General features: G+C 49.2%; 12 protein-coding genes. 3 read left to right on the plus strand and 9 right to left on the minus strand.

Features of this window, described 5'->3' with window-relative positions:
• Positions 1 to 36: 36 nt before the first annotated feature.
• Complete coding sequence (locus ODZ53_RS08640) at positions 37 to 5,952, minus strand: AAA family ATPase (protein WP_372676649.1); 5,916 nt, start codon at positions 5,950 to 5,952, stop codon at positions 37 to 39.
• Between the two features lie 129 nt (positions 5,953 to 6,081).
• On the opposite strand from ODZ53_RS08640, the gene ODZ53_RS08645 reads away from it, so the two are divergent.
• The gene (locus tag ODZ53_RS08645; RefSeq protein ID WP_372676650.1) at positions 6,082 to 6,696 is read left to right on the plus strand and encodes a cupin domain-containing protein; all 615 of its coding nucleotides are present in this window, start codon (positions 6,082 to 6,084) and stop codon (positions 6,694 to 6,696) included.
• 87 nt (positions 6,697 to 6,783) lie between these two features.
• Here the strand turns inward: ODZ53_RS08645 and ODZ53_RS08650 are convergent, their stop codons facing one another.
• The 8 genes from ODZ53_RS08650 to ODZ53_RS08685 all read right to left on the minus strand — a co-directional run bounded on the left by ODZ53_RS08650 (position 6,784) and on the right by ODZ53_RS08685 (position 21,000).
• Positions 6,784 to 7,518, minus strand: a complete 735-nt coding sequence (locus ODZ53_RS08650) for an MBL fold metallo-hydrolase (protein WP_372676651.1) — start codon at positions 7,516 to 7,518, stop codon at positions 6,784 to 6,786.
• A 201-nt stretch (positions 7,519 to 7,719) separates the two neighbouring features.
• Positions 7,720 to 10,218, minus strand: a complete 2,499-nt coding sequence (locus ODZ53_RS08655) for a GAP1-N2 domain-containing protein (RefSeq protein ID WP_372676652.1) — start codon at positions 10,216 to 10,218, stop codon at positions 7,720 to 7,722.
• Positions 10,218 to 11,483, minus strand: coding sequence for a TRAFAC clade GTPase domain-containing protein (locus ODZ53_RS08660; protein ID WP_016739559.1), 1,266 nt, complete (start codon positions 11,481 to 11,483; stop codon positions 10,218 to 10,220). The genes ODZ53_RS08655 and ODZ53_RS08660 overlap by 1 nt, the downstream gene beginning before the upstream one ends.
• Positions 11,484 to 11,496: 13 nt before the next feature.
• Positions 11,497 to 12,132, minus strand: a complete 636-nt coding sequence (locus ODZ53_RS08665; protein ID WP_372676653.1) for a beta-mannanase — start codon at positions 12,130 to 12,132, stop codon at positions 11,497 to 11,499.
• Between the two features lie 17 nt (positions 12,133 to 12,149).
• On the minus strand, positions 12,150 to 13,424 hold the full coding sequence (locus ODZ53_RS08670; protein ID WP_372676654.1) for a vWA domain-containing protein: 1,275 nt from the start codon (positions 13,422 to 13,424) through the stop codon (positions 12,150 to 12,152).
• The gene (locus ODZ53_RS08675) at positions 13,421 to 15,769 is read right to left on the minus strand and encodes a hypothetical protein (RefSeq protein WP_372676655.1); all 2,349 of its coding nucleotides are present in this window, start codon (positions 15,767 to 15,769) and stop codon (positions 13,421 to 13,423) included. Before ODZ53_RS08675 ends, ODZ53_RS08670 begins: the two co-directional genes overlap by 4 nt.
• A 34-nt stretch (positions 15,770 to 15,803) precedes the next feature.
• On the minus strand, positions 15,804 to 19,193 hold the full coding sequence (locus ODZ53_RS08680; RefSeq protein ID WP_372676656.1) for a tubulin-like doman-containing protein: 3,390 nt from the start codon (positions 19,191 to 19,193) through the stop codon (positions 15,804 to 15,806).
• Positions 19,194 to 19,206: 13 nt separating this feature from the next.
• The gene (locus ODZ53_RS08685; protein ID WP_372676657.1) at positions 19,207 to 21,000 is read right to left on the minus strand and encodes a vWA domain-containing protein; all 1,794 of its coding nucleotides are present in this window, start codon (positions 20,998 to 21,000) and stop codon (positions 19,207 to 19,209) included.
• A gap of 187 nt (positions 21,001 to 21,187) precedes the next feature.
• Between ODZ53_RS08685 and ODZ53_RS08690 the strand changes: the two genes are divergently transcribed.
• Complete coding sequence (locus ODZ53_RS08690) at positions 21,188 to 21,337, plus strand: hypothetical protein (protein ID WP_007724683.1); 150 nt, start codon at positions 21,188 to 21,190, stop codon at positions 21,335 to 21,337.
• The gene (locus ODZ53_RS08695; protein ID WP_372676658.1) at positions 21,334 to 22,269 is read left to right on the plus strand and encodes a hypothetical protein; all 936 of its coding nucleotides are present in this window, start codon (positions 21,334 to 21,336) and stop codon (positions 22,267 to 22,269) included. Before ODZ53_RS08690 ends, ODZ53_RS08695 begins: the two co-directional genes overlap by 4 nt.
• Positions 22,270 to 22,283 lie beyond the last annotated feature (14 nt).

Consider the following 22,283-nt stretch of genomic DNA (forward strand, 5'->3'; position numbering starts at 1 on the left):
AACTGAGGCACTGTCGCCTCAGTTTTTTCTATGGATCTAGTGAATTTCTTCCAACGGAATACGGAAGGTAAAGCGGGTCCCTTCTCCTTTTTGGGTATGAACCTGGAGGGTTCCTCCCAACTGCTCAACCTCTTGTTTGACAATGGACAGGCCAATTCCTCTGCCCGATACGAGACTTGCATGTTCTTGTACCGTGACATCCTCAGCCAATGCCAGCTTCAGCTTTTCCCTATCTCCGCCACGTCCATCATCACGAATCGTGACGCACAGGGAAGTATCCTCTTGCCAAATGCGGCACTGAATCTTGCCGCTGCGTTCTTTTCCGCACGCTAATCGTTCTTGCTCTTCTTCCATTCCATGATCAATGGCATTGTTGAATACGTGAACCAGGCTCCTCGCAAAATTCTCGAATCGCTCCGGATCGACCAGTACTTCTTCCACATCCCATTCGACCGGATCGATGGTCTTATTCAGACGGATAGCGAGCTCGCTTACATAGTCTTCATAACGGGACAACATGTCCTTCATGGGACGATAACGCAGCTTGCGGATGCGGTGGAGCAGCTCCTGCTGAGCTTCCCCCTGTACCAGACTGGTAATCTCGTGCTCGAAGCTTTCCCATCGCTCTTTTGCAATGGTGTGCACATGCTCGTTATGATCCAGGAATCCGACCCCGAGCTTGTGCTGCATGATCGACAAATCCTGTTGCATCGCAGCTTGAACCTCTGCGAATGACTGCTGGGCACGCACATCCTCGTCGGACAAGCGTTCCTCGGACTTTGCCCATTGAATCAACCACGACTCCAAATCATGCAGCTTTTGTGGTGTATGAATCAGGTGTAATTGGCTGAAGTCACCTTTAAACTGATGAATCTGAGCGACCAATTTGAATAGCTTCTCGGATTCCGCCATCGCTCCTCCGAGGATCTGCTTCCACCCCTCCTCAACGAAAGCGTTAAAAGCTCGCAGTACCTTTTGGAAGAGCGGGAGACTAATCGCTACCGTTACGACCATATTCAACCTTTGCCATTCTCGCTCCATCTTTGATTTGAGCGCCCGCTGCTCACTCATATCAGTCAGAATCAGCATCAAGCCCTCTGGCGAATCTCGCCGATCTTCATAAATCGGCTTACATGCCAGCTTCAACGGCATTTGATTGATCTGGACTTCCGTAGGAAAGAGGCTGAGATACAGCTCTTTTTGCCCTTGGTCTTTTGCTTCAAAGTACTTTTCCAAAAGAGATTCAATGAACACGCTGTCCTCTGGACGATCTGGGTATAGTAGCTCTGCAACCGAAACTCCAGCCAGTTCTCTCCCAAAAATCCGCAGACATTCCCGACTGTATTCAGAATGGACTAGCAGGTTTTTGGAAAAGGAAAGGAAGCCTTGTCCCGCATTGTTTAACAGATTTTTATTCGCCTGCAAAAGTGCCTGAATTTCATTGGTACGCTCTGTCACAATCTTTTCCAAGGATTGATTCCATTGCTCCAATTGATGATACAGTCTCGCATTTTCAATAAAGATTGCAATTTGCGAGAAGATCAGCCTGAGGGGCTCTGAGCGTTTTTCGTTGAACACGTGTGTCGTCTCGTTGTTCTCCAAATAAATGACACCAATCATTTTCCCTTGCTGCCATAGCGGGGAGCATAGAATCGATTTCGGCTGGTGCTTCGCAATGTACGTATCACGGAAAAAGACGCCTTCAACCGAAGCGTTGTGGAGCACCAGCATCTCTTCTGTACGAATCGTGTAATTCACGACAGCGACAGAGAGCATCCCACTATGCTCATACGGGACAGACTGCATAATCTCCACGTCCAAATCGACAGAGCCTGCCGCTTCGATGAGCCAGTCACCATCTTTTTTCAGCAGGAGGATTCCTTTCTCCGCACCTGCATTGCTCATCACCGTGCGCAGCATCGTCGCCAACAGCATTTCCAAGCGGAGCTCGCTAGCAATCGTTTGCGACGCTTTGATGACACTCATTAAATCGACGAGGTCTGCTGTCTGGTCAGTCGTGGCAATCTCAGCGGAAGCCCCCAAGCTTCTAACCCGTTGCAAAAGATAAGGGTACCGTTCCCCAATCTCTCGTGCCTTGGCGACTGCTCCCCATAGCATGTAAACCTCGTGCGCCTCCGTCATGTATGCCTTCGCAATCGTTTCCATTCCAAGTGCCAAGTAATGCTGGGCAGCCAATTCATTTGCCATTGCCTCGTTTTGCAAGAAAACATCCTTTTTGGCGAGTTGAACCGCCTGTTCATAAAAAGGACCCGCTTCTTGTTTATGCTCTGTGACACGGAGCCACTCAGCATGCATCAGCAACCACTTGTGCTGAAAATTTTCCGGGCATTCGTTTGCCCACGTCTTCATCTTTTTGAGATTTGCTTTGATTTTTTTCCCATACCTCGATTTTTCCTGTCCGTTGGCGTTCTCATAGAGCCCCGTCAATGCCAGTGTTTGCATAAAAACTTGCTGGCTGACAAGTACTTGTCCGCTGACTGAATCCATCCATTGCTCCGCTTCAGCCAGCAGCTGGGCTGCCTCCAGGTGGTTCCCGTACATGAGGTGAACCATCGATTTATAGTAGTGGTACATGTACCGTTTGTAGCTGTTTCCTTCTTTTTGCAGGTTGCTTACATAGGCAACTTCATCAAAGCCATCATGGCAAAACTCCGTTCGTTCATTGTCCGTCCACCTTGTAAAAGTATGCAGCGCCTGGCGCAATAAGAGGAGCCGGTCATCGTGATCAACGACCTTGATTTGTTGAATCATATCGCTGTATTCCTCGATTTGCTGCTCCAATTCTTCTACTGGCACACCACAATAGAGCATGGCCTCCAAAAGCCCATGGGCATTGTAGGCAGCATAAATGTTTCCTCCGCCGTCCAAGCCGAGTTGAATCGCTTTTTTCAGGAGAGGGATGTTCGTCCGCGCATGCTCGCACCAGTGATTGATCAGTAGGGCAAACGCGCCATACGCCTTCGTCATGGCAATCGGATCGGCGAAGCTGTCTGCTACACGGCAAGCCAATTGTCCAAATTCATAAGCCTCTCGATAATTTCCGAATTGAGCAGCTTGTACAATTCCGTAACCGGTATAACCATTTGCCGAAGCGACTGCGTTTCCGTGCACGAGTGACAGATGAAGGGCACGCAAAATCGTTAAAGCAAACCAATTGAGATTGACATAGTAAGCTGATGGCCCGGCGTAGCTGATGATGCTCATCGCCATCTGATAATTTTCATCGGGAACATCCGGCAAATATAGCAACTCATCTATTTTTCTGCCTTTGAGGCGTCGCTTGATATGAAACATTTCCATAATGATATCGAGCTTGCCAGGCTTTTTCGGAATCGGTACCCCCAATAACCCCAAGGCTTCGCTTGCGATCTCCATGACACGCGGAAATTCAGCCAGTCGTGTATACATGCGAATTTCCATTTCCAAAATGCGAACGCGTTCCCGGTCTGTTTTGGCATGCTGCATCCCGCGTTCAAACAATTGTTTTGCCTCATCCAATTGGTTACAGAGGTACGTCGTCTCCGCAGACAACGCACACAGCTCCATGGTCAGATCATGATTGTGCTGCCAGCCCTCTTCCCCCACTAGCTCTAGTCCGCGCTGGAAATACTGCAAGGCTGACTCAAATGCCGCAGAGGATTTCGCTTTTTGTCCAGCGAGCAAATGACAATGCGCTACATGCATGCGCTCCGCTTGATCCTCCAGTATCTCTTTGCCCCGATACATATGATCGCAAATTTCGAACAGGAAGCCAGATTCGCTCCCTTGGGACATTTCCCACATCATTCTGCCCAGCTTGACGTGGATCTGTCCGCGCTCTGCCTCTGCTAACAACGAATAGGCGGCCTGTTGAATTCGATCATGCACAAAACGGAAACGAATCCTCATCTGAGACGCGACTTCTTCTTCCACGAGCGCAGCGTATGTCAGATATCCCGCTCCTTCAATCGGATAGATGAGACCTTCCTCAATCGCAGGCGATATATGCTGAATGGCTTCTGACTCCGTTTGATTCCGTGACTTGGCTATCAAATGAAGCAAAAACGAATTGCCCAGACAAGCAGCATAAGCGAGCTGCTGCTGAGTAGATTCAGGCAATCTTCTCATTTTTTCTACGAGAAGATCGGCCACATTTTCCGTTGTACCCAGCTTCTCGATTTCGACCAAATCCCATTGCCAGTTCCGCTCTTCTCTTCCATACCACAACAAGTTCCGATCATACAGCGTCTTAATGAATTCCCTTACATAAAACGGATTCCCGGCTGTTTTTTGCATAATAATCGTAACCAGCGGCTTCGTCATGTCCGTATCGCTATGCAATGTATCGGCTACTAACGCATTGAATTCGTGTTCTCGAAGCGGCAATAACGTGAATTGGCGCAAAATGCGGCTCTTGATGCCTGTCTCTGTCAAAATGGCAATCAACGGATTCATCATACTGCCATCATGCTCACGATAAGCGCAAATCAATAGAAAATGACTGATCTGCCTATCTGCAATCAACTCTCGGATCAGGAAAAGCGAAGAAGAATCCGCCCACTGCAAATCATCCAGGAACAAGACGAGTGGATGCTCTGGACGCGCCCAAATCCGAATAAAGCGTTGCATCACCCATTGAAAACGATTTTTTGCTTCTGCTGCAGGCAGCTCAGGTACAGCAGGTTGCTTGCCGATCACTGCTTCAAGCTGTGGAATGACATCCACGATCACTTGACCAAGGCCTTGCATGGCGTCGAGGATCATCTCTCGCCAAGCAAGCAGCTCGCGTTCGTGGCCTGCCAATAACTGCTTGATCAAATCCTGAAAGATTTGAATGAGGGCCGAATACGGAACAGCTTGATTATATTGATCGAACTTTCCTGAAACAAAACGTCCCCGGCCTCTCAAAAACGCTTTTTGCGCTTCCAGCACGAGGGCAGACTTACCCACACCGGGAGATCCACTGAGAAGAACCATCCTCGTAGCGCCGTTCGTGACTTGCTCAAATGCATCGATGAGCATCTGGATTTCTTGCTCACGTCCATACAGCCTCTCTGGAATCCGCAAGTGATCAGCACGATCTTCTAAAGCAAGCGGAAAAGGCGTAATCAAACCGTTTTGTTCAAGCTGGTCATAGCAACGCTGCAGGTCTGCCAGTAAGCCAGACATGCTAAAGTAGCGATCCTCTGTATTTTTTGACAGACACTTCATCACAATGTCCGATAGAATCTCTGGAACGGATGGTTTTACACTGGAGGGAGCGAGCGGCTTTCTCGCCATATGAGCATGTATGAGTTCAAGCATGTCCGAAGTTAAAAAGGGCAGCTTTCCCGTCAATAACTCGTAGAGCGTGACACCAAACGAATAAATATCGGAACGGTAATCGACGGTGCGATTCATTCTCCCCGTCTGCTCCGGCGACACGTAGCGAAGATTTCCCTTCCATTCTTTTGGATTCATCACACTTTGGTATTCTTGGTGGGATTTCGTCGCCAACCCAAAGCTACCAAGCTTTACCTCATAGGTTTCAGGATGAACCAGGATATGTTCGGAATTTACATCCTTATGAATGATTCCGTGCTGATGGATTTCCTTCAAACAGGAAGCCATGCGGACTGCAAGGAAGAGCATCTCCTTCAGTGACAGTCCTTTCATTTTCATAAGCAAGGAGAGCGGCACTCCCCCGAAATCTTCCGTAATCATTACCGTCTCACGGTTGTGATTAACCAGTTCGATGATCGTTTCCACTGCATGGGATTCCAATGATTGAAGAATGCGATATTCATGCTTCAGTTTCCACAGAGATTCCTTATGGGAAGGTCCTTCCATCGGTACTTTGAATAAGACAGGGAGATTGTCGTTATTTCTGTAACCCCGATAAATTCCCAATTTTGAATGAGTGGAAAGAAACTCTGCCACCCTATAACCTGGAACCACGATCATGCCGCTCATACTATCCACTCCATCTTTAGGTAGAACATCCTATCTTTCTAATTGTTGACCCGGAACAAATAATCTATATTTAATCTATATTCTGTCTTAATATAATCTCTTTTTACTATTTTTCAAGGAGGTATAGTTTTGTCAAATCTAAGTCGCAGTGTAAGCAACCCGCACAATAACGAAGTGGTCACCTTTTTAAAGACAACGGAAGAAACGAATGGCGAATATTTGTTATTTCGTACCGATCTCCCACCGGATAATGGGATTTTTCTACACTATCATACAAAACTTGTCGAAACCTTTGAAGGTGTAATTGGAAATTTAGAGGTAACCATCGATGGAAAAAAAGTAATCCTGAAGCCGGGAGAGAAGCTAAACATACCGACGGACAAGGTTCATGGGTTCCACAATCCCTCTAACGAATTCGTCAGCTTCCATGTCGAAATCCGTCCGGCAGGTACTTTTGAAGCATTTGTCCGCTGTGGATACGGGCTCGATACAGACGGGCGCAGCTTTTATTTGCCGTTTATCAAGCAAAATATCCCGAAAAATATTCTCCTCTTGGGAACGATCTTTCAGATGGGGGGGTTTTACCTCCCGATCATTCCGCGCTTCCTGCAAAAAGGCATGTTTGCTGTGCTCGCTGCATTGGCTCGTTGGACAGGCTCAGATAAGTCGCTGGAAAAGTACTACAAAACCCCAGTCTCCCATTCCAAGGTCGAGCAAACAGCGCAAAAGACGTTACAGGGATAAAATGAGAAAAGACACCATAGGGATTACTCCAGCTCTGGTGTCCTCCACGCTTCTTATATCCACATATTGCAGGATCAGGTAACTACTTCACCGTAGCAGAGCATAGAGCTGCTCTTGCACATTGTTTTGGCACATGCCTCCATGATAACAAATGATGCTAGTAATTTCCAAGTTCTCAAACTTTTTTAATGAGTTTACTGCCATTTCCATATCGAGAGTGTTTTGCGGAATCGGTCCTCGCAGTGCTTCGTTCATGTACACCATAGCATCGCCTGCTATTAAGGTCTTGCTATCTTGTACATATAAGCTGATATGCCCCGGCGTATGGCCGGGAGTATGAATGATGCGGATTCCCCCACAATACGGCAGAATCTCTTCGTCTGCCAGTGTCTTGTGCACCATTGCCTTGGGCGGATTTTCGCAAAGCCATTGCAAGTACTCGCGCTCCTTTTCAGGCAACATCGCAAGTAAAGGAGCCATGTTTTTGGGGTCTGCTTTGAGGAGTGGGCGTGTGCCTTCGATGTACGGCTGATCCAGCTCGTGCGCGTATATTTCAACCTGTCCGCCAAGCTCACGAACGATTTCTGGAAGACTGCCGATATGATCAAGGTCCTGATGTGTCAAAATGATAGCCTGTAAACGCTCAGGTGGTATGCCAGCGCGGCTCATTTCCTGACGAATGATCTCCCATGAACCCGGCATTCCTGTATCTACCAATACCGCTCGGTCATCATCCCAAAGCAAGGTGGGATAGATCACCATCGGCTTGCCAAATGCCTCTCCTTGTAGCGGAATCATTTTCACACCTGTGTTCGCTTTCATACCCTATTCCTCCTCACACCTTTTTATCGCACAACTACTTTTTATCACGGAGCGAGGAGTTTTTTCAACAGTAAAATATTTTATTATACCACAAATAAAAATATTTGTCAATATATGATCAAGGCGTCTTCTTGTACAAAAAAGACCCCCAAAATACGCGGTCGCTCCTACCCGAGCAGACCGCGTTGGCCTTCTATTATCTTAGGGTGTCGTTGTTTGAACAGGCGGTCCACCCGTAGATGCATCTTGGCTTCGCTCCCTAATAACACCACGGACAGGTTGGATGTCAGGCTCGTCCACCATCAACCGATAAACCGGCACGAACACAGCCGGTGGGCGAGTCGGTTCTGGCTGTGTTTCAGGTGGCTGTACGTGCGTACTCGTACCTCCCCAAACCATATAGCCTCCCCACGCTCCGGCACCTAGCAAGACAACTGCGCTGGATATCACCGTAGCTTTGTGCCGAAACAGCTTCACGAGCGGATTGGCTGTTTCGCTGCGTACCTCGTCCAAAAGCTTGCGGAAATCAGCATTTCGGATCGCATACCACCGTTTTCGCCATTCTTTATCCCGCAATCTCTTGCCTTTCTCTTCAAGGAAAAAGACCTTCAATGCTTGTCTGTATGCAGGCAGCAAATGCTTCCCTTCGAAAAACATCCGCTGGCTCATCGTCCATTGGATAAAAGACAACGTAACGGCTTCCCCACCATTTTGCTGAACATATCCTAGCAATTCTGCAAACTGGAATCCTTCCTGACCAAAATGATCTTCCCTGTAAAAGACCAGTGGGACCTGTGGGAACTCGTCTGCATGGAGTGGTTTACTCAACATATTCTGGATCATTCTTTGTTGCACAGAAATCGCTTCCCGATCCCATTTTCGGAAAAACTCTGCCGGATGTTGCGTGCTTCTCTCTTCGTGCAGCTTCGCCAGATTCATGAGCATTTCTTGCTTGTGGCGACTCTCCATATCCAGCGTTCCGAAAAAGCTCTGTGGCTTCTCCTCTAAGAGGGCGATGAGAACCTGGAAATCATCCTTGGATAGCGTGTCTAGCGCGACGAGCTTCATCAAGGATTTGTCCAGCTCATCCAACAGCTCATCGGCATAGCCGCGTGCCCCATCGATGTTTTCAAAGAACTGGTGGATGGTAATGGCGGCAGCGAGCTTTTGACGTTCCCGTGCAAAGAGACGCAAAACTTTTTCTGTTGTCGTAGCAATAAAGACGGCATTGCGTATCGCTTGCGGTTCTGTTTCTGACCAAAACCGGATTTCCTTTATCATCTGGTCCAAGCTGATCACGGCGGATACCCGCTCAGTCATATAATCCTCAAAAAGCGGCTTCACCAACTGCGGATAGCCAAAAATCGTCCGCATCATGAAGCCAAACAGCTCCCGGTTGCTGGACAAATGCTTATACACCTCTGCCACGTAGCTACTCTGTCTTGCGGTCTTGGCCTTCATCAACACGTCCATCAGGAAGCGGATCAAATCCATTTGCAAGCGTTCCTGCTTGGTGACCTGGTAGGATTCAATTATTTGCTTAATCGTCTCGCCGTCGGGCAGCCGTTTGGACGAAAGCGCCTCTATTTCGATCCGCATCAGCATTTCCTGAAGCTCGATCAGCCGTTTCTTGCGGGTCAAGCTACTGTGCCCCAAATAGCTGTTCAATGCCTGCCAAACGCCCGCCCGCTTGCTCTCATACACGGACGTTCGTCCCTTTTCAATTAAATACAGTGCGCACAGCTCATAGTACGTGCGAAGGTTCAAGGCTAGTGCATGGTCTGCTCCAGCCAGCACATCCTCACAAAAATCGTGAAAGGCATCCAGAATCCGTGGCTCATTGACATACTCCCAGGCAAAGTCGAGGTATTCGTGTCCTCCGTCCTGCAAATCGACGTTTTGAACGCGACCAAGGGAGAAGTCAAACAAAAAGTCTTTGTCGCTGTGCCCCCCGCCTGGGCGTAGGCTTCCTTTTTCTACGAACGTAACGTGGATATGCTTCTTGCTCTGCGGCTCGTTGCTAAACGTGAGAAAACCAAAATGTCTGCGCATCTCATAAGGCAGACAACTGTACAAAATCTCCAACAAGTGAGCAGCACTCTTGGATGAGGCACTAATATCCACGTCCAGGCTGATGAACACCTTCTTTTTCGCTGCGAGCGAGGACATCACCGCAAAGAGGAGCTGTTTGAATAAACGCTCATCGACACCCAACTGTCCAAGTAGCTGTTTTCGGTCTTGCGGCAAGCCTTTTTCTGAAGGGATGTCATCGACGGTAGGAAGCTCCTTACCCGCTGCATCATCGTGACGATCTGCAAAAGTACGGACTCCGAAGATCTTGCTCGGATTCTTGATAAACTCATCTCGACGCTCTACCGGAATGACATAGTTGTGACTGAAAAATGTATTGCGCTGCCCAGTAAAGTCCGCTCCGACAAATACACTTCTACCGAGAACCATCTCTCCTGATTCGGCTTGGAAGCTGACAAGCGCCTCCGGAAAGAGCGCCAGATTGCTTTCCGCCCGCTCTTGAAGCTGCCGCGGCGCGTCGTACACGCAAAACGGATGGAGCGTCTTCTTGATGAATTGGTTATCCAGCCCTGGCGTCTTGGCGACAGTATCGTATCCTTCGTTCGAACGGAAAACCCCTTGTCGCCCGCGGGTGTAGTACTGCTGCAAAATGGGCTGACGGTTGCTCACTACCGCTCCCTCCCCTCGATGTAATCAAGCTGGTGCATCAACCAAATAAACGGTTCGTCGACGCGAATCGGGGTCACGACACCACTTACCCTTTGATTGACGGGATTGCTCCCCAGCGCAGATACAGCGAAATAGGCCGTATTCGTAAAGTAAACATCCAACGCGTCTTTAAACGGTCTATCTACCTTTTCGATGAATCGGCGGATTTCTCCATCGATGTTCTCAAATTCAGCCGTATTTAAATATTGTTCATGGACAAAATTGCGGAAAACATTGCTGTTGGACTTGATGTATTCACCATCGTCTTCTTTGATCAGATGCAGCATGTCGCTCTTCGTCAACACGACAGCGGTCGGAATATGGGTTTTGCTCTGCTCCTGATAGCCGATGAAATTCTCAAACAGCGTAATGACAACCTCACGCGGCTCGTCGTACCTTGCCGTGAATTCCCCTGGCTCATCCCCAGCTTGCAGCATGACCCGATCGCGAATGGTCTTGATTTGCAGCGGATCGACTAGGAACAGGATGCCAGACGAGTTTTTCACATGCGCCGCATACAGCTCCAAATACTCGCGGTCGACCATTCCCTCGCCTGCTACGTCGAAAAACACCAGGATCAATGGTGCCTTGTCGCTATCCTTGAAAATGAATTGGAAGATGAAAGGCTCCTGACGCTTTTCTTTTTGCGTGGAATCAAGCAGCTGTCCGCGCTCAAACAAGGGTGCCTCGTAGTTCTCCCGGAACTTGCGGCTAATTTGCGCATTGAGCGGCATACACGCTGCATCGAAGTGATTCGCAGTCGTGTTCTGCAACGTATGGATCAGTGAGGTCATGTACACGGACTTACCGACCTGAGACGCCCCGACAATCGAAATAATGTTACTCGGCGCTTTCCCTGCCGTAATCGGTAGCTCGTTGTGGCATTTCGGGCACAGTCTGCGCTTGGAAACCATGCCATACCGGTCAGTCACACCTGCGAGGACGTTATCGACGTACAAATGGTTTTCCGACGGGATGGATTCTGGATCGATCACCGCTTCCAGCTCGTCGATAGCATCCAGGCCGAATTTATCCCGATACGCATTGAGAATCTCATCCTCCTGCAACGCGTAGTCTTCGTCGTCCTGGCGATGATGCGTGGCACGAAAGACAACTTGGTCCGGTCCGTATTTGGCGAAGCAGTACGGGCAGACAATATCGTAAAAAGGAAGCCGTTCCTTGACCTGCGGCTTCTTCTCAAACATGTTTTTCAAAAACGACAGCATGGCGCATCCCCTCCTATTCAGGAATCAGTTCGTACATTTCTCCGTATGTTTTCCCGTCCGTAAAAAACAGGCGGACGACGTCTTTTTTCCTGACCTCGATCTCCGGCATCAGATTGACACCGGGCTCGAGATCACGAATGAAATTGTATCGGGTACCGTCATCCTTGTGGGCGGGAGGAGAGCCTTCTTTTTTTACGTAGCAGAGTACGTCCCGCGCGATCGGAATCTCTGAAAAAATGCGAATCTGCAACGATTGATGCTTGCTGAACCAGCTTCCGCCCCGTTTGAACGAGTAGTAGATTTTGGCCTTTCCTGTGCTGACGTGGATCACATGGGCATCCCCGTCTGGCATGAGCAGTAGTGGCTTACCATTTTCCAATCGGCAAGGAAAGATGCGGTATGTGTACCTGCCGATGCCGTCTGTTTTTTCCCGCAGCCCTTTGTGGACTTTGTATTCCTCTCGGGTATACAGCTTGAACTGACGATCATCCAGCTCGCTTATGTCAAAAGGGGCGCCAAACTGCGACTTGTGTACGTACACGCACGGAATATCCTGCGCCCAATGCCAATTGAGCACGTATTCGCTCCCTTGATGCTGGCAGGTGACGTCCTTGATGAAGATTTCTGTTGTTTCCTCCCGATTAATCATGTTTCATCATGCTCCCTTTACTCAAACCGCTTGCTGCTTTGGTTCCCGGCGTCCAACGCACGAGGGTTTTGTCTGTTGTTCAGTCTGCGCTTTGCAAAAGACGATCCGCCACTCGTGGAAGCTGGCACAAAGAGAGTGAACAATATCAGGATGACGGCGAGCAAGGAGCACGCCAGCAAACGTACCACCATATCGAGCAAGTCGATCGACGACAGACCCATTTCCAAAACGAGTCCAGCTAACAGTCCTGATACCGCCCCGCCAATCGTGAAGCTTTTGGCCAGATGGCGATTGTCAAAAATCAGACCCAGCCCCAAGCCGAGCAAAGCACCGAGGATCAGAACACTGACCACACGGGTAATGGCGTAAAACATGCTTTCTTCTGTCGCTCCTGTCCGCTCGGAAACAATATTGCGGTCTGTTCGGCTCATATCGTAAATCTGACCAAAGATTCCTGTCATTTGGTCAGCGTGTTCAACATTGAAGTAGCTACCGCCAGTCTCAGCAGCGATCTTTTGAAGCAGCGCCGTTCCGTCTGCATCAATTTGGCTCATGCCTACCGTATGGACAATCACTTGGTTTTGCTTGTAGGGTGCCAGTGCGGCAGGGACATCCAGATCACTATAGCCGTCTGACATCAGCACGACCGTACTGTTCGCCATTTGATTAGCTTGCAGCTGGTCCAGCCCCGCTTGCAATGCCATGTCGATCCGCGTGCCTCCATCCGTGCGCGGAAATTGGAGTAGCTTCTTCACAACCTCATCCTTCACGGACTGGCTACTCAGCTCGGTGAGGGGTTGCAGCACGTTCGTTTGATCGTGAAACGTGACCACAGCTATTTTCATATCACTATCCATGCGCTGTACCATGTCGGCTGCTGCTTTGAACAATTGGTTATCCGGGTCAGACGACTGCATGCTGCCTGACGTATCCAGAACCATGACAATATTGTTGGCACCACTAGCCTGTTGAAACGATGACCCGTACAGCAGCTGAAGCAAGAGCGCCGCTACGCCCACCATCAAAAATGTGCTGGGCACGAGCATTTTCCAAGAAAAGCCCAGATAACGCTGCTTCCAGCCGATTCCATTCAGTCGTGGCGAGATCATTTCCGCAATGAGGCACATCAATCCTACGAAAAAGGCATATTGACCAAAATAAAGTCCCATTAACAACCATTGCGGTATTTCTCCGGACAACTTGCCGAGAATGACTTCCCCGACCAAAAATCCGATCACGCCACCTACCAGACTACACACCAGCATGAGTAAGCTTACTCTTCTCTGGCTCATGACGACTCATCTCCTCCCACACGGCGAAAGACAAACCCGCTATCCTCATAGGAAGCATGGTATTTCTTGTTATTGCGGTAAAACATCAACTCTTCCATGCCGAATCCACCCATCAGGTTCATTTTTTCTATCCCGCTTTTTTGTTCCTCGTGGATGCAGCCCAGCTTGTAGGTTCGCGTGCTCTCATCCTTGTGCAGCGCATACTGGACGAAGTCGTTGTGAATATCGGCAAACAAGTACTTCTCCTCATAGCGATGCTTTTGCAAGAAATGGAACACTTCGATGTGAACCGCCGCCCGCTCCTCCAGCACCAATGCCAGATCGAGGAATAAATCCTCCTTCGTCAGCACGGTTCGGTTATCATAAGCAGCCCCGACGTTGGCACGAGCCAGCAGCTCCGCCTCAAAAGATAAAGCAAATGGCGCACGAGTGAGAATCTCGTTCCGGCAAAACTGACACAGCCTCTCCACGAGTCCGGCGAGTCGATTCCCGCTGAGCAGAGCGCCGCTGCCAATATACCGTTGTTCCATGTAAAAATCACTGCCGCGTGAAGCTTCCAATGACCGGATCGTTTCCTGGACGACCGATTCGTAATATTCATCCACGTTTTTGCCCAAGTAATCAGTCGCTTCCCGAACGCTCGTCTGGGCGATTTCCCGGAGTTGCTTATGCAAGGCTTCCAACTGCTCGACTTGCTCACCTAACTGCCGGTGAATCTGCTCTGCCTGTTTCTCATAGCTCACCAGGATGGAGAGCATCATCTCCCAATCCAAAAGCTCCAGCTTTTTGCCATAAACAGCGTCCAGCAAATGGCGAATGAAGGTCCGCACACGCTCCTTATCCCGTGTGAAAAACCCTCCTACGCGAATGTCCTGCCGATCTACCCGCTCTTGGTAGAGATCGACCAGCTCGGCTTTCAACTGTTCAACCTGTCGAGATGTCTCGCGAATGCCTGTGCGCAGCTCATCCAGCAGGTTTGCTCCATTGGCGTGCTCTGCCGTGAGATAGTAAGCCGCATACAGCCCAAGCCGTTCATCCTCGATGACTGCTTTCTGAATCAAATCAGCCAAGGACTCCTGAGACAGCATGTGCTCCAGACGTTTACGCGCCCCAGAAACGACATTCGCCTCAAAAAAGGCTTGGCTGCTGCCGTCAAACAAAGCCAGCTCCGCTTCGCGCATATTCATAATGCAAAGCTCACTGTAGCTGATGCCAGAGGTCATGAGCCCCGTCATTTCCTCCAGAATGTGATCCTCCGGGAGAATGCCAGCCAATTTTCGCTGCAAATCATGCGCAGTCAATCCGAGCTTCTCTCTCGCTTTTGTTTTCGGCAAAACCTCGCCGTCCTGGAGTCGCTCCCAATAGCGGTCAAATACTGCGGACAGCACCGTCAGGGCAATAGCATGAGTCGGTCGCTTTACTTTGGATAGGCCAGCAGACGCGAACTTGGTCTGCCCGTGTTCAACCGAGATGCTGCGCATAAATTGCAGCTTGTTATAGCAGTCATTGCTTTCATGGAACTCCGGCTCTACCTTTTTGTTGTTCAAAAGCACCAGCTTGCTGATCAGCTCGTAATTTTCCTGCATGCCGCTTTCGATAAACAAGCCATGCTCTGTCTTGTCACTCAATAGGTACGCCAGCGAAAATAACGGTGCGTTCACATGCTCCACAGGCAGCTTCACGAGATCCTCCGTTACCAAGAGATTCGCTCGATAGCTGTAGTCACTCCGCTGATAGCGATTGACCTCTTCCAAAAAGCTGACCGAGAGCGCTGTCGAGAACCCGAATGCTTCCCCGTTGTTCTTTTCTTGGAGCAAGACATACAGGTCGACGGATACGTTTTTAAACAACTCATTGAGGTAGCTCTTGAGTAGTAGCGTCAGCTCTGGCAAAAGGATCGTGGCAGGGTCATCTGCCCTTGCCACGACGGAAATATTGACTTGCTGAAAAGCAGTGAACAACTTGCCCATTTCCGCTACACGCACGCTTGCCAGCTTCATGACCTTGTTCAGTTCCATGGTGACAGCCTCATCGAGTAAAAAACGCTCGTGGATCGAGGTACGCATCTTTTTCTTGTCGTCATCTGCCTGTGGCAAGCGGCAGCCAATTACTTGCGGATGCTCCCACGTTTTGTCCTGATACGCATGGACATAAAGAACACCGTGACCATTTTGCCAACTGCGTTCGTTGTGGGCACGAACAGCTTGCAGTGCCTCTACGCTCTTATCCCCGAGAAAAAGGAAGAGCACGGGGTTTTGAATGCTTCGCTGTCCGTTTCCGCTATCCAGTTGTCTTTCCAATTCCGTAACGTATTGGGTCGCGAACTCTCCAATCAAATCCCTCATGCGTCCTCCTCGGTTATCAAACGATCCTTATTGTTTATTGCAGCGTCTTGCGCATATCGTTTACTTTTGACCAAACTTTTTTGTAGAACTGGAACAGCTCTTCACCGTTTACGTATTCGTCGCGATCGTATTCCAGATCGTTTTTCGTTTCTTGGAAAGCAGTTGCGATTTCTTCGAGTTTTGCCAGCAACTGTTGCGTATCCTCTGCGGAAGTCATCGCATCACTGCGTTTTGCAGCCTTGCGCTGGATGGTTGCCATGCTCTTGTGATCCAATGCGCGGAATTTTTCATAGATAGCGAATTCGAAGTGCTTGTTGACCTTCATCAGGTTGATGAATGGCTCCCACGCATCTTCTTCCTCATCCTTGTCATAGACGTACAGCGCACCGCGCTTGCAGATGGTGCCTGTGTAAAGGGCTTCGATGAATCGGGTCACCAGCTCTTCTTCGTCCTTGATAGCACCTACGATCTGCTCCAGCTCCTGGATTTTGGCCTCGATTTCTTCGTATTTGCGCACTTCTTGCTCGATCAGACGAATCTGCTCTGGATAGCGAATCAGGTTTTCTTTTGCCATCTCTTCATTGATACTACCGAACACATCACGTGTAAATTCTTGCTGCAGACCCTCTCTCATGAAGCCTTTGAGCTCAACCAATGCACGCTTGATCTCGCCAGGGCTCAGCTTGGTCGCGTCTCCTTGCGCTTGGTGCTTAGCCAGGAAGGCGGCAAGCGAGAACGGTTTCGTCACGATGGATTCATAACGGTTGCTGGTCTGGCTGTCACTGCCTTTTTCGCGGATGGCTCCGTAGCGCACGGCACGGTCAAACAGTTCGCGTACTTTGGCGTTATACGCTTTGATCCGCCCGTTTTGGTACGTATCTCCCCACGATTTTTCCGGAATAGGGGATGGGAGGTACGCCCAGTTGTTCTTTTCCGTTTGAACGAGGTGGCGTCCGATACCCTCTCTGTCCAGAATTGTACGTTCGTAGCTTTCCTCGTAGACCTTCAGCGGTGTGTAAGCGAACAGTGGGACACCGTTTTTCGTATTCAGCCAGAAGATGCGGTTTTTGACTTGGCTTTCTTTGACGGTAAAGCGCGATCCGCTAATCGCTGTATTTTGATAGTTTTTAATCCCCTTCAAGATCGATGGTGCTTGCAGCGGTACGGATACAAAGCCCCAGGAAGGGAAATGCATATTGCCGAGATTGTTGCTCAGATGGAAGACCGGAATCGCCTCTTCATCTAGCTTGCTGGCAATCTTGCGCTCTACGATGCGATCGAGCGTCTCGTCTTGGCCGTATTTGATCACGAGGAATTCTTCCATCGACTTGGTGATCACCTCACCGAACTTCTCCGAGAGGAATTCGGAAATCGAGCTGACGATATCCAGCTCCTGCTCTTTGACCCACTGATCGGAGTGTCGCAGCAGCTCGCTGGTGAAGTCGCGGATCAGGTCATCCGCATCCTTTTGCTCCAGGATGTTGCTGACGACTTTGGAGATATCTGGCACACTGACGATGTTCCAGTAATACGTTTTGTTGCCAGTGCGGTCGCTCTCTTCTCCACCGTTGATCAGGATGTCGCCGTTTTGCTCGAAAATCTGATTGAGTGCGTTCAAAATCTCAGTAAACACGTTATAAATGCGGTTGTTTTCTGCATTCAACAAACGGTGCAGCTCTTCGTAGAATTCGATCATTTGCTCCAGCTTTTCCTGATCAGCCAGGAGCTGGTATTCGTTGATCTTCGCTTCGATATAGCTGTTTTTCTTCTTCTCCTTGGAGATGAAAGCACTGCGGGCATCACCCAGTTTTTCGTTCGCATTTTCGCGCGCACCCTCGATCTCAGGCGGGAAGCTCTCCAAATTCGCCTTGAGGCTCTCGATGTAGGAAAGGATCATTTTCATCAGGCAGTAGCCTTTGTCCGAATGAATCAGACGGGACGCATAGAATGGTCCTTGCTGCGGGTGCAGGAATACACGTGTGATCATTTCGCCAAAAACAGAGATCATGTCGCCTGGCATCTGCTTTTTAGACTTGATGTACGCTTCGCGCGCTTTGGCGAGATAGCCTTGTTCCAGCTCGTGGTCGATGCTGACGACTTGCTGGGTAATGACGTTGCTGTAGTTCAAACGCTCGCTGTTTTCATAGCCTGGCAACGGTTCAGGAACGCGCTCCTCGAACTTGCGGGAAATCGAGTCGATGTCGATTCCGAGCTTGCGGGCGAATTTCTCTGCATCTTCTTGCGTTGGTGCTACCGTGAACATTTTTTCCATCTTTTTAAACAAGCGATAGGCCAGGTACGTTGTCATCTCTTCGATCGGCAAGACAGCAGAGGAAGCACCGATGACGTTGTACTGATAGTTGGCTGCGTACGCTTTGGGCATCTGATTGATGTTCGTACGGATGTTGCTGATATAGTCGTGGATCGCAAACTCTTCACCCGAGCGCTTTTCTTCGCTCGCCATGAAGTTCGTAATGTTTTCCGCGGTCACGTTCATGCAGTAATCGTAGGCGTTTTCCAATGCTTTGCCTTCCAGATTGGTCGCAGAAATCAAATGGCACAGGTTGAATGGCGGCATCGGCGATTGTACGGTGAGCACATTGCCGTATTGCTGGCGGAAACGCTCGTTTCGCTCGTCCGCATTCATCCAGTAGTCCAGCTCTTTTAAAGCCGCATAACCATTTTTCATGATGTAGTCACGTGTGTGCGAGCTGAGACTCTTATTCGACAGGTTGACGTCAGGCGTGAACAGGTAGCCTAGCGTATTCACCTTGTCTACTCCCGCACTTCCGAAGTCGCGCTCCAAAATGCCGCGAACGATATAGGCAATGTCGAGGAAGCAACCGCTCCCCGTTCCCCCGGACAAACCACTCAAGAGGAATACAGTCAGCTTTTTGTTCGTGCCCTCACACAGCATCTTGACCTTTTTCTCAATGGTTTGGACGACTTGCGTAATTTTCGTAAAGAGGAGAAGTCGCCCTGCCTGGCGTACACCGGATGCGCCGCTGATTCCGTCCGTAATTGTCAGCTCTGGTGAGAGCCAGTCCGTGATGTACGGCTCCAGAATGCTGCGATTCTGCAACACACCGCCGATCTCAGGATTGGACAGGAGTACGAACTCCGTCACTGGGTCGAGTCCGATGCCTTTGTACTTTTTGTTGCGGTCATGCTCATTCGTTTCAAACGCGATGAATTCAATATTGTCCGGCTTTTCCTTGCGCTTCTTGGAAAGCTGGTCTACCGGCAGCTTGAAGCGTCTGTTCACTTGGTATTTCAGGCGCAAAAGCGCATCAATCCCTGTACCGCCTAGACCGATGACGAGCATCGGGTTATCAATGGTATCTACACGAATCTTGTCACTGACGATTCCCCCGCCGAGGGATACGTCCAATTGTTGAATGTGTTCTCTCACAACTGCTTTCATATTCGACTCACTCCTAGACGATGTAATCTACATATAAGGACTTGTTCACATTCGTTAACGAAATTTTGATACGATCGTTTTTCTTCAGCTCCTTGCCTTTGCTTGCATCGAGGACACGTCCTGCCTTTTCGATCCGGCAGCTCGAACGGTTTTCGATGATCAGCGTATCGTTTTTCCCTGGTAAAAAGATGACCTTCTCTGTCTCCGCAAACTCAGGGGCGAGCTGCATGAGCTGGTGCAGCTTCACTTTTCCTTTGAACGCGTTCAGTTTCTTGTACTGCGGATTGGACTTTTCGCCTGTATCCTCATCCACGATCTCGATGGCGATTTGGCCCGCGAAGCCCTTGTTCGCCTTGCGATAGATCGACAGTGCGTACAAGCCTGCACCGATCAACAGGAGGAGAACCACGATACCTCCTACTACGGTCAGCCATGGAAATGGTTTCGATTCTGCCGCAGGATCAGTGGTTGTGCTCGGCTTGCTCGTTCCAGAGCCTGCCGTTTTCGCAGCATCTACAAGGAGCGGCTTTGTCTCCCGGTAAAAGCTGGTGTCTTCTGCCTTGATCTTTATTTCGTAGGTATGGTCTGCAGGGATTGTGAAGCTGCCTTCGAACCCGCTGCCCGTATTGTTCAGGATGACCTCGTTTGTCTTATTGTCCGTCTTGTCATTGACGATCAGTGTCGCCTTCATTTGCTTGTACAGATCAGGACTCGCTACCTTCTGTCCGTTTGAAACAAGTGCAGCCTTGATCGGTACGACATCGCCAGCCTTGTAGCTCTTCGCTGTGACTGGCTCCATCTCCAATTGCAGATCGTAGTTGAAGATGAGGTTAATATCGATTTTTTCCTTCGGGACACCTTTTACCTGTAGCTTCCAATCACCCTGCTGTGGCTTGACCAGCTTGATCATCGTGTACGCATTGGACTTCGACAGTCTGACCTGGTTGGAAGGGATTTTTACTTCCTTGCCTGCTGGGTCATACAGCTTCACTTCCACTGCTTTTTGCGACATGATCGAGATGTTGGCTTCCATGACGCTGCCATTCGGGATGGGGATCGGAATCTCCTGAGCTTGGCCGTTTGCGATGAAGCTTTTAACCGGGACAACCTTCAGCTTCAGGTGATTCGCAAAGATTTCGCTCAAGATTTGCGGGAGCTTGTCCGCTGTACTCGTTTCGAAAAATTTACCATTTGTCTCCGCAGCAATCTGCTGTAATGTCGTGCGGTTAAGCTGACCGTCTGCGTTCAAGCCAATCGTGTAGACCGGATAGCCTTTGTCTTTGGCCTCTTTCACTGCTTGCTGCAGCTCTTGATCAGACTTTGCTTGGGTACGGCTTGATGCCTTGTTCAAAAAATTGTTTCCGTCTGCCAGCAGCACGATGATCGGCGCATTGTTTGGATTGCGTCCCGCATCAAGGATTTTTACTGCTTCCGTTACCCCGACAGCGATATCGGTGTAGGCTCCTTTTTGCAAGCTGTCGATGAAGGCTTTGATATCGTTCTTGTCTTCTTCGGAATTAATCTCAAGCAGTGCTTTTTCCCGCTCGATCTTGTCGGTATAGGCGACAACACCAACCTTGTTCGCTTGGATCGACGTCATGTCGACGAACATTTTCATTGCTTCGTTGCTGACTTTGTTCTTATCGCTCTGGGTCATGGAGTTGCTGACGTCCACGACCAGGACAGCGTCCATATTGTTTCCGCTCGTTTGCGCAAAACCTGGGTGAGTACCAGAGAGGACGCTGACCAAGAGCAGGGCAAGACATGCTACGTATCGATATAACATTCGGAATCGTATTATCTGCATAAGAGCTCCTTTTCTTGTTCGTTACAAAGAATTTGTGAAGTGTTGCAAAGAAAGTAAGACTATGACACTATTTCAAGAAGTAGAAGACAGATGATAAAAAAGTACTAGAATGATTGCCCCTTACTCGTAATACGATACGACATGATTCTTTGTTACAGATTTCGACAACTTCGTTAGGAGAAATTTTATGTTAACTTACTTTCTTTTGTTTGCGGCTTTTTTGCTGCTAGCGGTCCGGTTCCTCAAGCTGCTACGACTGAAACGGCGCAATCTCTCCAACGCCGAAATCGATCAGCATCTTCATGCCTTACTGAATGAGAAGAGGGATTCACCATGAGAAAACGAATCGGCGTCCACTTTCGCAAAACCCGTAAAACCACTCATACTTATGAAAGAATCCAAGCGTGCACGCGATGCCATACGTACCATGTCCTGTGGGAAACGCATTGCGAGAGTTGCGGGAGAGCCTACACACCGATCCGCCAGGTATCCCATACGGTGACACGCCGCTATGTGCAGACGCGCTTTTTGCTCTTGGGCTTGTTCGTCTGTCTAGCTCTCCTTTCTGCGGATACCCTTTTGCAATTGGCTCTCGCAGGTGGTATTGGCTGTGTGTTGTTCGTCTTGTTTTTCCTGATACAGAAAAAATACGGCATCTATGAAAGAGACGTACAATTCCAACACTTTTTAACACGGGAAATAGAGACGCTCAAGAAGTCACTCCTCCGTCATTTGGAGGAAGTGGGCAACGACGTCAAAGAAGGACATCTCAAGGAAGCTTATGAAAAAACGAGAGAGATCGGGCATTTCGTCGATTCCGATACGATCAAGATACGCAAAATCATGTTCCTCAATCATTACGTCCTGCGCAAAGACATGGAGCTAGAGCTCGAAACGCTCATCCCGTCTATGTACGACAAGGACTTCATGGAATATGTGCGCGAGGTCATCAAGGTCCAGCCTTCACTCGTCAAAAAATCCGTGCTTACTTATGTTAGACGTTATAAAAATCAAATATTGTTGCTGGAAAATGGGGATCAGCTCATCGGTCAAGTGGCAGGTGCGGCGCTCCGCATGAAGTCTTATGTGGACGAGTATCAGGATCTGATTATCGAATTCATCGATTTTTTGCCTCGCGAGCGCCTTCTGCGATTGGCAAAAATGGTACAAACCCATAAGGATGAAGGCTGGGAACAACTATATCATTCTACCAAAAACAGGGTGGATACGCATTACGCGTTTGACCCGGATTTCAAAGGCTTACTGTGAAGGAGGAGCCTTTT

The sequence above is a fragment of the Brevibacillus sp. BD137 genome, assembly GCF_041644655.1.
GTDB classification, from domain to species: Bacteria; Bacillota; Bacilli; order Brevibacillales; family Brevibacillaceae; genus Brevibacillus; species Brevibacillus brevis_D.